This is a genomic window from Candidatus Litorirhabdus singularis, assembly GCF_026262625.1.
Lineage (GTDB): Bacteria > Pseudomonadota > Gammaproteobacteria > Pseudomonadales > Halieaceae > Litorirhabdus > Litorirhabdus singularis.
Window position 1 is genome coordinate 752695 of sequence record NZ_SHNN01000001.1, and the last position, 15831, is coordinate 768525.

The 15831-nt window shown below is 55.7% G+C and carries 13 protein-coding genes; 4 read left to right on the top strand and 9 right to left on the bottom strand.

From position 1 onward, the window contains the following. Nucleotides 1–6: 6 nt before the first annotated feature. The 3 genes from EYC98_RS03370 to EYC98_RS03380 are packed head-to-tail and all read right to left on the bottom strand — an operon-like array spanning nt 7 to nt 3022. On the bottom strand, nt 7–1080 hold the full coding sequence (locus EYC98_RS03370; RefSeq protein WP_279243890.1) for a prenyltransferase/squalene oxidase repeat-containing protein: 1074 nt from the start codon (nt 1078–1080) through the stop codon (nt 7–9). Beyond that, nucleotides 1081–1794 carry a class I SAM-dependent methyltransferase gene (locus EYC98_RS03375; RefSeq protein ID WP_279243891.1) on the bottom strand — a complete coding sequence of 238 codons (714 nt, stop codon included), beginning with the start codon at nt 1792–1794 and terminating at the stop codon, nt 1081–1083. Continuing rightward, a complete protein-coding gene (locus EYC98_RS03380; RefSeq protein WP_279244883.1) occupies nt 1781–3022 on the bottom strand; it encodes a glycosyltransferase family 4 protein in 1242 nt (413 codons plus the stop codon). Before EYC98_RS03380 ends, EYC98_RS03375 begins: the two co-directional genes overlap by 14 nt. Nucleotides 3023–3329: 307 nt before the next feature. On the opposite strand from EYC98_RS03380, the gene rfbA reads away from it, so the two are divergent. Both rfbA and rfbC read left to right on the top strand, forming a co-directional pair. Continuing rightward, the gene (gene rfbA / locus EYC98_RS03385) at nt 3330–4247 is read left to right on the top strand and encodes a glucose-1-phosphate thymidylyltransferase RfbA (protein WP_279244884.1); all 918 of its coding nucleotides are present in this window, start codon (nt 3330–3332) and stop codon (nt 4245–4247) included. Next, the gene (gene rfbC, locus EYC98_RS03390) at nt 4237–4785 is read left to right on the top strand and encodes a dTDP-4-dehydrorhamnose 3,5-epimerase (protein ID WP_279243892.1); all 549 of its coding nucleotides are present in this window, start codon (nt 4237–4239) and stop codon (nt 4783–4785) included. Before rfbA ends, rfbC begins: the two co-directional genes overlap by 11 nt. 25 nt (nt 4786–4810) lie before the next feature. Here the strand turns inward: rfbC and rfbB are convergent, their stop codons facing one another. From rfbB to tfpB, 5 genes are read right to left on the bottom strand one after another with little or no spacing between them, the layout of a single operon-like run. Beyond that, nucleotides 4811–5872, bottom strand: coding sequence for a dTDP-glucose 4,6-dehydratase (gene rfbB / locus EYC98_RS03395; protein WP_279243893.1), 1062 nt, complete (start codon nt 5870–5872; stop codon nt 4811–4813). Next, nucleotides 5869–6738, bottom strand: a complete 870-nt coding sequence (gene rfbD / locus EYC98_RS03400; protein ID WP_279243894.1) for a dTDP-4-dehydrorhamnose reductase — start codon at nt 6736–6738, stop codon at nt 5869–5871. The genes rfbB and rfbD overlap by 4 nt, the downstream gene beginning before the upstream one ends. Before the next feature lie 22 nt (nt 6739–6760). Next, nucleotides 6761–7681 (bottom strand): branched-chain amino acid transaminase, encoded by a 921-nt coding sequence (locus tag EYC98_RS03405; protein ID WP_279243895.1) that lies wholly within the window; start codon nt 7679–7681, stop codon nt 6761–6763. Continuing rightward, on the bottom strand, nt 7678–10458 hold the full coding sequence (gene glnE / locus EYC98_RS03410) for a bifunctional [glutamate--ammonia ligase]-adenylyl-L-tyrosine phosphorylase/[glutamate--ammonia-ligase] adenylyltransferase (protein ID WP_279243896.1): 2781 nt from the start codon (nt 10456–10458) through the stop codon (nt 7678–7680). The genes EYC98_RS03405 and glnE overlap by 4 nt, the downstream gene beginning before the upstream one ends. 5 nt (nt 10459–10463) lie before the next feature. Further along, nucleotides 10464–12239: a type IV pilus assembly ATPase TfpB gene (tfpB, locus tag EYC98_RS03415; RefSeq protein WP_279243897.1), complete on the bottom strand. Its 1776-nt coding sequence runs from the start codon at nt 12237–12239 to the stop codon at nt 10464–10466. Nucleotides 12240–12409: 170 nt separating this feature from the next. On the opposite strand from tfpB, the gene EYC98_RS03420 reads away from it, so the two are divergent. Continuing rightward, a complete protein-coding gene (locus tag EYC98_RS03420; RefSeq protein WP_279243898.1) occupies nt 12410–13687 on the top strand; it encodes an inorganic phosphate transporter in 1278 nt (425 codons plus the stop codon). Between the two features lie 42 nt (nt 13688–13729). After that, nucleotides 13730–14878, top strand: a complete 1149-nt coding sequence (argE, locus tag EYC98_RS03425) for an acetylornithine deacetylase (RefSeq protein ID WP_279243899.1) — start codon at nt 13730–13732, stop codon at nt 14876–14878. Between the two features lie 67 nt (nt 14879–14945). On the opposite strand, the gene EYC98_RS03430 is transcribed toward argE, so the two are convergent. Next, the gene (locus EYC98_RS03430) at nt 14946–15785 is read right to left on the bottom strand and encodes a DUF6279 family lipoprotein (RefSeq protein ID WP_279243900.1); all 840 of its coding nucleotides are present in this window, start codon (nt 15783–15785) and stop codon (nt 14946–14948) included. Nucleotides 15786–15831: the final 46 nt, after the last annotated feature.

Here is a 15831-nt window from a genome sequence, read left to right on the forward strand (position 1 = left end):
GGCAGCTCAGGCCGGCTGCAGCTTTTGGCTGGCGTTGAGCTCTGACTCCAATAACTGCACCTGCTGAAACAACTTCGCCGCCGGGCTATATTCTGTCAACGCATCAGCCGCCAGCAAAATAGCGCCAGCCGTCCAGGTTGGCTTCTCATCCGGCCACATAATATCCAGCACAAACTGATGACCGGTCCAATAAGAGCCGTCATCCAGGCGCCACTGATGTAACCAGCTATATAACTGAACTGCACGCGCGTGGTCACCGGCTGCCAGCAGAGCCATCACTAATTCACAGCTCTCGGCTATCGTTACCCAGGGCTCGTCCGAGACACAACGACAGCCCATACCTTCCTCAACAAATTCGTCCCAGCGCTCTGCAATACGCTCACGCGCCGCCGCTTTAGACAATACGCCGGTCAAAACCGGATAAAACCAGTCCATAGAATAACGGGCCTTGCTCTCCCAGGTGCGGTCAAAGCGCTCTGGCTTATTACGCAGGGCATCTCCCAACAATGCCCGCGACTGCAGCCACTCCGGGCGCTCTTCACCCAAGGTAAGCGCAATATTGTGCGCGCATTCCAGGCTCTTATAGATAGAAGAACAACCGGTTACCAATGCATCTTCACGGGCGCTGCCATCGGCACTGACGGACCAGTGAATATCACCGTGCTCAGTTTGCAGGTACAGCACAAAGCCTATTGCCTTCTCTACTGTCGGCCAGAGCTCTTGCAGAAACGCCATATCCTCGGTAATCAGGTAGTGGTGCCAAACACCGGTAGCCACGTAAGCCACAAAGTTGGTTTCCCTGCGTTCCCCATTATCAATCTCTACACCGCGATAACCGGCCCACCAGCTGCCGTCATCCAGCTGGGTCTGTGCCAGCCAGCGGTAGGCGGCAACAGCGGCGTCGTATTCGCCGCCGATAGACAACCCCATTGCCGCTTCTACATGATCCCAGGGGTCACTGTGTCCACCCTCAAACCAGGGGATTTCCCCACTGGGCTGCTGCGTCTGCAGAATAAACTCTACCGTCGGCCGCAAAAATTCATGGGGGAACAGTCCTCGACTCAAGTACAAACCAGACATCTAGCTGACTCCCTTACGGAAATACATGACCACACTCTTCCCCATTAACGGATTAAGCAAACGTTCTGCCGTGCGCGTCAGCCACGGTTGCTCCATCAAATCCCACACCAACAGTCGATGATACTGACGCACCAGCCAATTGCTGTCCTTACTGTCCCAGAACAGGCACTGCAACCACCAGAATGGCGCATGCAGAGCGTGCGCCCAATGACGATAATAATAGCTCAAGCCCAAGGCTTCTATTTGCGCACGCAGTTCACGACTGCGGAAAATGCGTAAATGGCCGCCCGGCACCTCGTGATAAGCCGTACTGAAAGACCAGCAAATCTGCTCCGGCCAGCGCCGTGGCACCGACGCACAAAACAGACCACCGGGCTTGAGCACACGCTCTATCTCCAGCAATGCTGCCGTGTAGTCGGGTATATGCTCCAGCACCTCGGAACAAATAACCTTGTCAAAAGTGTTATCGGCAAACGGCAAGGCCAACGCGTTGGCCGATGACAAGCCAAAACTCTTGGCCGCATTATCGGGCTCAGCAAAGTCCTGATACTTGTCGCGCGTGGTACAAAGATCGTCCACGCTGAGGTCTACACCGAAGGAATGCACATTGGCATGCACATACGCTGAAATGACGTGGCGACCCTCACCACAGCCCAGATCGAGTACGCAATCGCCTGCGTGCAGCGGGAGGTGACGAAAATCAACGGTCTGCATGTTCGAGCACCTGATAGTAATAATGGGTCAAGCGCCGCGCATTCACATGCCAGCAAAACTTGTCGAGTATGCGCTGACGCCCCAGCAGACCCAGTCGCTCACGACCAGTGTCGTCATCGAGCAGCGCGGCAATGGCGTCGGCCAGCGCATGGCTGTCTCGCACTGGTACCAGCACACCAGCATCACCGACCACCTCGGGCAGTGCCCCGCCATCGGTAGATACCGTGGGTACACCGCACGCCATGGCTTCGCCAGCAGGCAGGCCAAAGCCTTCATAGATAGAAGGGCAAATTGCCACCGTTGCCTCAGCGTAAAAACGCACCAGGTCTGGCGTGCTAATGCCGCTGACAAAACGTACTTTGTCTATAAGCCCAAGCTTTTTCAGCAGGTTCTCGGTATCACCACCAGCACGTGGTTTACCCACTACCAGCAGTTCGAGCTCGGGGTAATGCTTTAGCAAACGAGCGTACGCCAGCAACAGATAACGCAGGCCTTTCAGCGGTTGGTCGGCGGAGGCAATAGTCATCAGCCGGTTGGGTAACCGCTGTACATCGGACATGGGCCTGAAGACTTCGGTATCGATGCCATTATAAACCAGACTGATACCCGCCGGTTGAATGCCAAAGTCCTGGGCAATATCTTGCCGCGATTGCTCAGACACCGTAACAATATGATGCAATCGCTGTACCACACGTTTTTGCATATACAAAAACGAGTGCCAGCGTCTGATCAGCACTCGCTGCCACCAGGTATTAGCGGCCTTGAGGGCAATGCGCAAATCGCTGGTAATGGGATGATGAATAGTAGTGACCAGCGGCAGGTCGGAGGCCTGTATTTTCAACATACCCCAGCTCAGGCTCTGGTTGTCATGCACAATGTCATACTCTGAGCCATGGACACGAAAGTACTTCACCGCGCGTCGACCAAACGTGTAGGGCTCAGAAAATCCGCCGGTCAGCTTGCTCAGCCACTCAATGATATTGGTCAAAGAACGCAGGTGGTGCCAGCGCAGCGACAGCAGGCCGTTGGCAAACAGGTCAAGGCTGGGCAACTGTATCAGGCGTACGCGGGGGTCGAGATGGGGGTAAGGAGGCCCGGATATCACATCTACCGAGTGTCCCGCCTCCACCAGCGCCTTGCTAAGATAATTAATATAGACACCCTGGCCGCCACCAAAAGGCGCGCTGCGATAACCCAGCAGGGCGATTCGTAACGGCCGAATCGGCATCTGCTCATCGAGCGGATGCACCTCGGAGCGGGTTCCGTCCAGCGCTGTGACCAGGGGTTGCTCTGCTTGCATGACTCGACGGCGCCATACGGCGCACATTCTCCGTTGCATAAATGGGTATTTCAGGTGCCGATTGGTCAGCTAGCGTCCACTTGCCAGAGCACACCCAAAAAAAGGGGCTAAATTTTAATCAGCTAGGCGCAAAAAAGCCACCCCTTCATCATTACGTGAATTTCAGGTTCTAATTCGTAAGTTATTGTTATTTCGGCTTATAATGCGGCCACCCGAACCCGATAGCGATTTCTTTATGGCTGGCACCGACCCAAATTTACCCTATAAGGGCATAATACTCGCCGGCGGCTCCGGCTCGCGGCTCCACCCCCTGACTAGTACGGTCAGCAAACAAATGATGCCGGTGTACGACAAACCGATGATCTACTACCCTCTGGCAACACTGATGCTGGCGGGTATTCGCGACATTCTGATCATAACCACACCCCGCGACCAGGCGTCTTTTGTCGACCTACTGGGCGACGGCAGTCGTTGGGGCATGAACCTGCAATATGAGGTACAGCACGAGCCAGAGGGCTTGGCACAGGCCTTTCATATTGGCGCCGACTTTGTCGGCAAGCACCCGGTCAGTCTGGTATTGGGTGACAACATTTTTTATGGCGGCGGCTTGTCCAAAAAGCTCGCTAACGCCAGTGAACGCAAACAGGGTGCCTCGGTCTTTGCTTATTACGTACAAGACCCCGAACGTTACGGTGTGGTCAGTTTTGACGATGCTGGGCGCGCCATCGATATTGAAGAAAAACCCACCGCGCCAAAATCACACTACGCCGTAACCGGACTTTATTTCTACGACAATGACGTACTCGACATCGCCAAGGACATCAAGCCGTCACCGCGCGGCGAACTGGAGATCACCGACGTCAATTTAGCCTACCTGAAACGCGGCGACCTCCGCGTTGAAGTATTGAGCCGCGGCACCGCCTGGCTTGATACAGGCACTCACAATTCACTGCTGGACGCCGGCAATTTTATTCGTGTGGTCGAAGAGCGTCAGGGTCTGAAGATTGCCTGCCCAGAAGAGGTGGCCTATCGCAAGGGGTTTATCGACGAGGAGCAACTGCTGGCGCTGGCCAAGCCCCTCATGAAAAGTGGCTACGGTGTATACCTGAGCCGATTACCCATGGATACGGAAGTTGTTTTCGATGATATTTGAGCAAACGCCGCTAGCCGACGTCATTGTGGTGCGCCCCCGAGTATTTGGCGACGAGCGCGGTTTTTTTATGGAAAGCTGGAACCAGCAAACCTGCGCCGAAGCCGGCTACGACTGGACGTTTGTGCAAGACAATCAGAGTCGCTCAAGTCAGGGTATTCTGCGCGGCATGCATTTTCAGACTGAGCAAAGTCAGGGCAAGCTGGTGCGAGTCACCCAGGGTAGAGTGTTCGATGCAGTGGTCGACCTGCGGCGCAGCTCGCCCTCATTCGGGCAGTGGTTTGGTATTGAATTGAATGCCACAGAGCACACCATGCTGTACATGCCGCCGGGCTGCGCCCATGGCTTTTATGTACAGAGTGAAAGCGCTGATTTTTTATACAAGACCACCGACTACTATCACCCCCAGTCTGAAGTCTGTCTGGCCTGGGACGACCCCTCGGTGGGTATAGAGTGGCCTTTGGTTGAAGACCAGCCACCGCAGGTATCTGCCAAGGATGCGACCGGACTCAGCTGGGAGCAACTGCCGTACTACGATTAGTACTGGCACTGCTCAGCCAAGCGGCTCACTGCACCAACAGCGGTCGCCACCAGTCCTCGTTATCCAGATACCAATGCAGAGTCGCTTCGAGTCCACTTTCAAAACTGTGGTGTGGCTCATAGCCAAGCTCAGCCATGATGCGCGACGCGTCGATCGCGTAACGGCGGTCATGCCCGGCACGGTCGGTGACGTACTCAATCAGGTCACTGGACTTGCCGCCATTAACGGCCGGCGAGGCCGGGAAACGACTCAGGCTATCGCTGCGCTGCGCCAGCAGCGCGTCCATGCGCTCACACAGCAAGTGCAGTATGTCGATATTGGTCCACTCGTTATTACCACCAATATTATAGGTTTCGCCTATACGGCCGCCATTGAGTACCAACTCAATACCACGGCAATGATCCTCCACATGCAACCAGTCGCGAATATTTTTGCCGTCGCCATAAACCGGCAACGGCAGGCCACGTAAGATATTGGTCAAGCACAGCGGAATCAGTTTCTCGGGGAAATGCCAGGGCCCGTAATTATTCGAGCAATTGCTGGTGGTAACCTGCAAGCCAAACGTATGCAGATACGAACGCACCAGGTGGTCCGACGCTGCTTTACTGGCCGAATAGGGCGAATTGGGTTCGTACTTTTGTTCTTCATGAAAGCCAGGCGCATCCGGACTCAGCGAGCCATAAACTTCATCCGTAGAGACATGATGGAAACGGTGCTCGATGTCCTGCGCCAGCCATACCGCGCGCGCGGCCTCCAGCAAGCTGTAGGTACCCACCACATTGGTTTGAATAAAGGCCCCAGGGCCAGTGATAGAACGGTCGACATGGCTCTCAGCCGCAAAGTGGACAATGGTATCCAGCTGTCGCTCCCGCAACAGTGATTCAACCAAGGCCTGATCGCAGATATCACCATGCACGAAGCTGAAACCCGGGTGCGATTCTACTGCTGCCAAATTGGCGCGATTGCCCGCGTAGGTCAACGCATCCAGCACCACAACCTTATCTTGCGGGTATTGACCCAGCCAGTAATGCACAAAATTAGAGCCAATAAAGCCGGCACCGCCGGTAACCAAGAGAGCCTTACTCATAGTTCACCCATTTCAGCCAACATGTTGCGCAGTTGTATGCGCCAATCAGTGCCTTGCATGTCCAGCATTCGATGACTGCGGCTGCAATCAAGCACACTATAGGCCGGGCGCACCGCAGGCGTCGGATACTCACTGGTGCTGATGGCTGCGATAGCTGCCTGCTTTTTCAGTAAGCCCAGCGCCAAAGCTTCTTCCTGAATGGCGCAGGCAAATTCATACCAACTGCAGCTGCCATTGTCAGTCCAATGGTAAATACCATGTGCCTCGGGATGATCGCAAAGACGCCATAAAGCAGCTGCCAATCCTACCGTCCAGGTAGGGCTGCCCTGCTGATCTGCAACCACAGACAGGGCATCGCGTTCAGCCATCAGACGCAACATGGTTTTCACAAAATTAGAGCCGTCGCCGCTGTACAGCCAGGATGTGCGTACCACCGCAGATCCCAGCGGCAGCAACTCCTGCAGGCGATTCTCTCCGGCCAGCTTACTGTGACCGTACATGCCCAATGGTCGCGGCTCGTGATCCGGACAATAAGGTTTGGTGGCGCTGCCATCAAACACAAAATCGGTGGAAACATGAATCACCCGGGTACCGGTCAGCTGTGCCGCACGGCCAAGATTCGCAACGCCCTCGCCATTAATTTCCAAAGCCTGGTCGGGATCAGTTTCCGCCCCATCGACGGCGGTGTAAGCCGCACAATTAATCACCACGTCGGGCTGGTGTTCACGCAGGCAGGCTAGCACTTGATCACGCTGGGTGATATCAAGATCAACGCGCGACAGCGCAACCATTTCAACCGCATCGGGGCAGGTTCGCAGTAGTGCCTGTCCCAACTGCCCCTGAGCACCTGTAATTAGAGCTTTCATGCCTACCTGTACCCTTTCATTTTCAAATCGGCGCTCGCCACTCGCTGTGCTCGTCAGAGCCTCGCACCGCAGCAAAATAGGCTGCCTGCAACTTTTCAGTCAACGGACCACGTTTACCGTCACCAATGCGACGACCGTCCAATTCACGGATCGGCAGAACCTCAGCGGCGGTACCGGTGAAAAAAGCTTCATCTGCGATGTAAACCGTATCGCGGGTGATACGTTTTTCTTCAATGCTATAGCCCATTTCTGCGGCCAGTGTAAAAATGGTGCTGCGGGTTATGCCATCAAGACAGGAGGTCAGCTCCGGCGTATACAGGCAGCCGTCACGCACCATGAAGAAATTTTCTCCACTGCCCTCGGCCACGTAGCCTTCGTTATCCAACAACAGCGCCTCTTCACAGCCGCTATCCAGCGCCTCACGCAATGCCAGCATGGAATTGATGTAATGGCCGTTGGCCTTGGCTTTGCACATCGAAATATTCACATGGTGACGCGTATAAGACGAAGTGCGGACCTTGATGCCACGCTCCAAAGCTTCCGGCTCCATGTAAGAGGGCCACTCCCAGGCAGCAACCATAACGTGGGTACGCAAGTTATCAGCGCGCAGCCCCATACCCTCTGAACCGTAAAAGCACATGGGCCGCAGGTATCCTTCATCAAGACCATTCTCGCGCACTACTGCGCGCTGCGCCTCATTGATCACCTCTTTTTCAAAAGGCATGTCCATACGCAGAATATGCGCGGATCTGAACAGGCGGTCGGTATGTTCCTTGAGTCTGAAAATACAGGTGCCATCAGATTCCGTTTTGTAAGCTCGTACGCCTTCAAACACACCTAAACCGTAGTGAAATGTGTGGGTCAGTACATGCACCTTCGCATCTCGCCACGGCACTAGCTCGCCGTCCAGCCAGATCACGCCATCCCGATCGGCCATTGTCATAATTCTGCTCCTACTAGAAGTTGATTCCATTTGCGCGTAACCGCCGCAATTTCCGTTTTAAACTGCCCGGCCTCTACTTCGCCAGGACTTTGCTGCAGCGCCAACTGATGCGCAGCTGACCGAAGGGCGATGTATGCCCGGGTCAAAGCTGTACTTTCCTCAGGGGTGAACAAACCCACGTGCTGCAAGTTTTCCAGTATGCGCACATTGTCTGTCCAGGCTGTAAGCTCGGGCGACTGCCGCGACCACGCCAGAACCGCATATTGCACCATAAATTCAATGTCTACGATACCTCCAAGGCCCTGTTTGAGGTGAAACAGATCGCTTGGTTCAAGACTGGTAGGCAGTAAATGTTCACGCATTTTTTCGCGCATGCTAACGACTTCAGAGGCCAGGGTTGCCTGCGGTCGAGGGCGACATAGAATCTCGGCCCGCAGCGACACAAAACGCTGTGCCAAATCTGCGTCGCCAGCCACCGCACGCGCGCGCACCAAAGCCTGCTGTTCCCAGGTCCATGCCGATTCGCGCAGGTAGTCGCCATAGCCTTTGAATGAGGTCACTAACATGCCCGAGTTACCATCTGGCCGCAGGCGCATGTCGACTTCGTATAACTGTCCCATGGCGGTACGGGTATCCAGCATCTGTATAACGCGCTGACCCAGGCGAGTGTAGAACACGGCATTGTCCAGCGGACGTGGCCCATCGGTGCTACCCCCGGCAATCGCATCGTAGACAAACACCAGGTCCAGATCAGAGCCGTGCCCCAATTCCAGACCGCCCAACTTGCCGTAACCCAACACCAGAAAACCGCTACCGTCACCCTCCTGACGCGGCCTACCGTGGCGCGAGGTAAGGTCGTGCCACGCCACGGCCACAGCTTGCTCGAGAATCGCCTCGGCAAGAAAAGTCAGGCGATCACTGACCTGCATCAACGGCAGGCGGCCTGACACTTCCCCGGCTGCAATATGCAGCATTTGGGAGGCCTTGAAATAACGCAGCGCTTCCATCTGGGCTTCAAGATCATCCTGAGGCAGACGCGCGACCTGCATCTGCAAGGCATCACGCAACTCGTCGCGACCCGGCTGACCATACAATGTGCGCTCATCCAGCAACTCGTCTAACAGTACCGGTTGCCGCGTCAATAATTCTGCTATCCAGGGGCTGGCCGCACACAGACTGACTAACACCTGCAACGCGGCCGGATTCTCTAACAACAACACCAGATAAGCGCTGCGCCGGGCTACCGACTGCACCAACGGCAACAGTCGTTGCAACGCCAGATCTGCAAACTCATGCTGACCACAGGCCTGCAGCAAGTCTGGCATAAAACGGTCCAGACGCTCGCGGCCCTCGGCTTGCAGATAACGTAAGCGACTGCTGTCACGCAGCTCCTGCAAGAGGTTTGCCGTGGCATCACCATCATGAAACCCGATTTCGCGCAGCGCGTCGGCCTGCAGATGGTCCGGCCACACCGGCACACTGGCCGGCGCTTCTTCAACACTACCGGGGTCAGCGATGAGATTGGCAAAGTGAAAACTGACCCGCTGTCGATGACTGTCGAGCTGCGTCATAAAGCTCGCCCAGTCACCAAATCCCAGCGCTATCAGCAGCGCCTCACGTGCCTCATCGGTACTCGGCAGTTCCTGTATCTGCCGGTCATCGTAGCCTTGCACTCCATGCTCAACATCGCGCAGAAACAGGTAGGCCTGTTGCAGCTCAAGCACCGCCGCCGCCGGCAGGCAGCCATCGTCAGCGCAGGCATCCAACACCGGCAATAGCTCCCGCTGCTGCAGGGCCGCGTTCCGGCCACCACGAATAAGCTGAAAACACTGCGCAATAAATTCCACCTCACGAATACCGCCCGGGCCCAGTTTGACGTCCTGCTGCAACCCGCGGCGGCGCATTTCAGCACTGATCATCGACTTCATATCGCGCAGAGCATCGATAACCCCAAAATCAATGTAGCGCCGGTAAACAAACGGGCGCAGGCACGCCTCGAGTTCGCGACGGTGCTCTGCAGGTCCAGTGATAATGCGCGCCTTGATCATGGCATAACGTTCCCACTCACGGCCCTGGTCCTGGTAGTACTCCTCCAGCGCGCTGAAATTCATGACCAGTGCGCCGCTATCGCCATAGGGCCGCAAACGCATATCCACACGGAATACAAATCCGTACGCCGTAATCTGGTCCAGTGCAGTGATCAGACGCTGGCCCAGTTTGATAAAAAACTCCTGATTACTGAGACTGCGCCTCCCGCCGCTGGTTTTGCCCTGCTCGGGATAGGTAAATATGAGGTCAATATCGGATGACAAATTAAGTTCGCGTGCACCCAACTTACCCATCGCCAGAATCAGCAGTTGCTGTACCTGACCGGACTCATCCAGCGGCTCGCCGTATTCGGTCGCCAGCTCACGATGCAACCATTCTGACGCCTGCGCCAAACACGCTTCCGCCAACAACGACATATCGCGGGTCGTTTCCATCGTGGCCGCGGCCCGGGTAAAGTCGCGCCACAAGATGCGCAAAATTTCACGCTGGCGAAACTGCCTTAAACGTATGCCCAGGTCATCTCGAGAATCACACCCCGCCAGCAAAGTCGTCAGCTTGGCTTCCAGGTCTTGCTCCTCATAGCGCTTTTGCAAATCGCCGCTGTCTTGCAGCGCAACGACCATGGCCGTCTGCTGCTGACACAGGCGTTGAGCAAACTTGCTCGCCGCCAGTACCTGCTGCCACTGCCGCGCCAACACCGAGTCAGTTATCCCGGGCAATTTAAACATGGCGGCTAAGCGTTGTACGCCGGAGCTACGCGCATCACTTCCTCGATGGTCGTCTCGCCGTTGGCAACCCGGGTGGCGCCGCTGAGACGAAGGGTTCGCATGCCTTCATGCATGGCCAGTTTACGCATCGCATCGGTATCAGTGTGGGCCTGCACCACCTCCTGTATACCCTGCGACATAACCAACACTTCGTAAATACCCTGACGCCCCACGTAACCCGTATCACGGCATTCACTACAGCCTACTGGCTGGCAGATTTGCGCCGGCACCTTGACCTTCCAGGGCGCCGTCAGCTCGCGCCAAGCGTCGGCATCGGCAGCCACGGGAGTTTTGCAGGACGGACACAATATACGCACCAGACGCTGGGCCATAACCCCGCGCACGGTCGCCTTGATCAAATAGGGAGCAACACCCAGCTCCAGCAAGCGCGTAACCGCGTTGGGAGCATCATTAGTGTGCAGCGTTGAAATCACCAGGTGACCGGTCAAGGCCGCCTGTACCGCCATTTCTGCGGTTTCCAAGTCTCGAATCTCGCCAATCATGACGATGTCCGGGTCTTGCCGCATCAATGCTCTGATCCCGGTGGCAAAATCCAGGTCTATCTGATGGTTGACCTGCATCTGATTAAAAGCACCCTCCACCATTTCGATAGGGTCTTCAATGGTGCACACGTTGACCTCAGGCGTGGCCAACTGGCGCAGCGTTGAATACAAGGTGGTCGTTTTACCCGAACCAGTAGGCCCGGTTACCAGCACGATACCGTGACCCATAGCATTCATGGCACGCCAACGTCGCAAATCCTCATTAGCAAGGCCCAGATCCTCAAAGCTCTTCTTGAGCACCTCGGGATCAAAAATCCGCATGACCAGCTTCTCGCCAAAGGCGGTCGGCAGTGTCGACAGTCGCAGCTCAACTTCGTTGCCCTCTGGCGAACGGGTTTTCAGGCGACCATCCTGTGGGCGACGTTTTTCAGCCACATCCATACGCCCCAGAATCTTGAAACGACTGCTGACTGCCGCCGCTACCTGTTGCGGCAGCTCGTAAACGCTGTAGAGCACGCCATCAATGCGGAACCTGACATTACCCACCTCGCGTCGCGGCTCAATGTGAATATCACTGGCACGCTGTTCAAAGGCGTACTGAAGCAGCCAGTCTACAATGCTGACAATATGCTGATCGTTGGCATCAGGCTCTTTCATTGAACCCAACTCAAGCATCTGCTCGAGATTGGTTACCCCTGCGGCAGCCGAGGTTGGGCCACCCTTGGCATGGGCGCCACGCACCGACTTGGCCATGGTGTAAAACTCAGCCGTGTGCCGGGTAATGTCGCGTGGATCTGCCAATACCCGTCGAATCGGTTTGCGCAGCACATGCTCTAGTTGGCCTTCCCAACTCTTGATCCAGGGCTCACCGCTGGCAATCACTACTTCATTGTCAGAGACTTCTACCGCCAAAATTTTGTGCCGTTGAGCAAAAGCCAGGCTCATCACGTCGGCAATACTGGTAACATTTATTTTCAGAGGGTCGATAGAGAAAAAACCCTGACCGGCCTCTTTACCCAGCCACAGTAACAACTGCTCCATCGTCAGCCGCTGGGCACTGCGTTCATCAACAATTTTTTGCTCCGCCAGAAATACCAGCGGGTGCACCGAGCCCGGATTAACGCCCCGCAGCCGCCGCGCTGCGGCCTCGCTGATAACACCACCCGCCTCCAGCTGATGCACGAGGCCCGCTAGATCAAGCTTACGTTCGGGCGTCGAATTTTCTAAACTGATACTCATCGCTGACCCATATCCTGTCCTGACAATCTACTCCATAGATGCTAGCACAGACGCTCTCAGATCGGCGGCGCCGCTTTCCGTTTCGGGATATGTGTCACTTTAGTCAAATCCCGCCTATACTTCGCAAAAAATACCACCTCACTACCGCTAAACCGTACTGGGATATCTGCATGACTATCATCGCTGAACACGGGCAATTGCTCCTCATACTTGCCTGCTGCTTCGGGTTTTTTATGGCTTGGGGCGTCGGTGCCAACGACGTTGCAAACGCCATGGGCACCTCAGTGGGCTCTCGCGCCCTTACCGTGAAGCAAGCCATCATGATTGCGATTGTATTCGAGTTTGCTGGCGCCTATCTGGCCGGGGGCGAGGTTACCGGCACCATCCGCAAGGGCATCATTGACCCCTCGGTAATGGAAGGCCACCCTGAGCTTCTGGTTTTCGGCATGCTATCGGCCTTGCTGGCGGCGGGCACCTGGCTGCTCATCGCCAGTATGAAGGGCTGGCCGGTTTCAACCACCCACTCCATTGTCGGCGCCATCGTTGGCTTTGCCGCGGTTGGCATCTCTCCAGATGTGGTGAACTGGGGCAAAGTTGGTTCAATTGCAGCCAGCTGGGTGGTATCGCCGCTGTTAGCGGGCACTATTTCCTTCCTGCTGTTTATGAGCGTACAAAAGCTGATTCTCGACAGCGATGACCCCTTCCGGCAGGCCAAGCGCTACATACCGGTCTACATGTGGATAGTCGGTTTTATGATCTCCATGGTAACCCTGGTTAAGGGGCTAAAACATGTAGGCGTAGAGATCGATCTCGGGCTGGGCTCCAATTTTGCCAACGCGGTGCCACTGAGCGCCGTCATTGGCCTCTGCGTTGCCCTGCTTGGCTCGCTGCTGCTGCGGCGGGTGTCCGACGACCCGGGCACAGAGCACCGGTTTGATAATGTCGAGCGAGTATTCGCCATTCTCATGGTCTTCACTGCCTGCGCCATGGCCTTCGCGCACGGCTCCAACGATGTAGCCAACGCTGTCGGCCCGCTGGCAGCCATTGCGAGCACCATTGAAAGTGGCGGCGAAATTGCGGCGAAGTCCTCCCTGCCCTGGTGGATACTGTTGCTAGGTGGCACCGGTATTGTGGTCGGGCTGGCGACTTATGGCTTCAAGGTCATGGCGACTATCGGCAAGAAAATAACTGAACTCACCCCCAGCCGCGGTTTTGCCGCTGAGCTGGGAGCGGCATCTACGGTCGTTCTCGCATCGGCTTCCGGACTGCCTATCTCTACCACACATACCCTGGTAGGCGCGGTTCTGGGCGTGGGTCTGGCGCGCGGTATCGCAGCGCTCAACCTACGTATCATCGGCACTATTCTGGCATCATGGCTAATCACACTCCCAGCTGGCGCGGGTCTATCGATCATATTCTTCTTCTGCTTCAAGGGTTACTTCATGTAACGCAGGATTTTAAAAAGCCCCGCAGTAACCTACACTGACCCCATGTTGAAACTTCCCTCGACGCTAGACCAGCTGCACCAGCTGGTCAGCCTGCATTCCGTAAGCTCTACCCAGCCTGGTCTGGATCAGGGCAATCGTGCGGTGATAGACACTCTGGCAAGCTGGTTGACGGATCTGGGCTTTAGCATTGAAATTCAGGAACTGAACGCAGACGGCAGCAAAGCCAATCTGATCGCCACGCTTGGCAGCGGCCCCGGTGGCCTGGTGCTGGCCGGGCATACCGACACCGTGCCCTTTGATGAAGAACTGTGGCAGTTTGATCCGCTTGCCATCACTGAGCGCGACGGCAAGCTGTACGGCCTTGGCAGTACCGATATGAAAGGCTTCTTTCCGCTGATTATTGCCGCCGCCAGCGACTTCGCCGACACCGCGCTCAAGCAACCACTGATTATTCTGGCCACCGCTGACGAAGAAAGCTCCATGGCCGGCGCCAAAGCACTGGCGGCTGCGGGTCACCCGCGCGCCAGGCAGGCGATTATCGGTGAACCCACCGGACTGCGACCGATTCGACTGCACAAGGGCATCATCATGGAAGCGGTGAGTATCTTGGGTAATTCCGGTCATTCATCCGACCCCAGCCTGGGCAATAATGCATTGGATGGCCTGCATCAGGTCTTGGGAGAATTGATGCAATACCGGGAAACGCTACAGCAGCGTTTTCAGCATTCGATGTTCGATGTTCAGTATCCGACGCTGAACTTTGGCTGCGTACACGGTGGCGACAATCCCAACCGGATCTGCGGCAGTACTGAGCTGCACTTTGACGTGCGAGCAACGCCCGGCTGCAGCAATGAACTGGTGCGAAACGAAATCCGCCAGCTGATGGACCGCGTCGCCAGCTCCAGCGGCCTGCAGATCAGTGTGGAATCATTAATCACCGGTGCCGAGGCGTTCGAGCAGAGTGCGGAATGTGAATTGGTGCAACTGGCAGAAAAGCTGACCGGGCACACGGGTGGAGCTGTTGCGTTTGCCACTGAGGCGCCATACCTACAGCAACTTGGGATGGACACCATTATTCTCGGACCCGGCTCAATCGATCGCGCCCATCAACCCGATGAATATATCGAGCTGGATCAATTCACACCCTGCATCGATCTACTGCGGCAATTCATTCGCCATTTCTGCGTTTAAGCGCCGCTGACGACTGGGCTTGTGGGCACTGGTCTTTGCTCAGCTCGATTATCTTAACGATTGGCGGTCAGGACTTTTCTCGAGCGATGAGCTTGTTCAGGTCACGTTTGAAGCCGCCGAGCTCTTTACGCACCCGCCGATCTTGCTTGTCGTTGCGAGAATCAATCACCGCCGCCAGCACTTGGTAGATAACCTGTTCGTTGTGCACGTTTGCAGCCACATATTCCTCCGACTGGTGTGACTCACGCTGATCCAGAATATCTCTAGCGCGCTGCTGCCAGCCTGGCTCACGCTCCAGCAGCTCCTCAGTCTGGGCCAACCACTTCCGGCGCTGCTGTAACCATGCCTCATCAAAGCGATGCATGTCCGCCGCAGCCTCTTGCAGTAGCTGTTTCTGCTCTGGCTGCAGTTTGCCCATAAAACTCTTAAGACCGTCCTCAAAATTCTCGAAAGTCTGCTCACGAAACTCGGCGTCCGTGCGACCCAGGTACTCCTCCTCGAGGTCTGCCTGCTCTTCATAAAGCTCGCCCATAAAGTCCGCCAGCTGGGCATCGCTCATTTGCTCCCCAAGAGTGAACGCCAGGTCCAGGCTGCGTTCCTCCAGCCGCGTATAAGCCACCAGTAGTTCGTCAGTCCAGGCTTTAATCACAGCTGAATCTACCGGTTGATCCAGGTCCGACTCAATACCTTCCAGAATTATCAGATAGCTCTGAAGCTCTTCTTCACGATGCCACTGCAGCAGGGGCTGTAATTCTTGTTTCAGAGACTTTTTTTGGTCTCGGGTCAGATTGACGTAATCCCCCATATACCAGGGAATCAGCCAGTCCAACTGATTATAGACAAAAGCATTGCTGCAGCTTGTCAAAAGCAGGCATAAGCATACCGGCAGTAACCTTTTCAAAACCACTCGCCAACCTCCTCCAGTTACAGACGTTACGTTTGGCACCCGCAGC